The 265-nt window shown below is 55.8% G+C and carries 1 pseudogene; it reads right to left on the reverse strand.

Annotation, left to right across the window (positions count from 1 at the left end):
- Window positions 1–265 (reverse strand): annotated as a pseudogene (locus tag AC0L3B_RS39645) (magnesium-translocating P-type ATPase); the annotation flags it as partial.

Below are 265 nucleotides of genomic sequence, written 5' to 3' on the forward strand. Positions count from 1 at the left end.
CCTCGTCGACGTTGTCGAAGGGAATGGCGATCTGCGAGATATCATACAGCAGGTTCTGCACCAGCAGGTGCATCGGCAGCATGGGCAGAAACGGAATAAACGCACTCGCCACCAGCACCGAGAACACGTTGCCGAAGTTGGAACTTGCGGTCATCTTGATGTACTTGAGCATGTTGGCAAAGGTGCGCCGGCCTTCCAGCACGCCCTCCTCCAGGATCATCACGCTCTTTTCCAACAGGATGATGTCGGCAGCTTCCTTGGCGAT

This window comes from Bradyrhizobium sp. Kon56 (assembly GCF_055807635.1).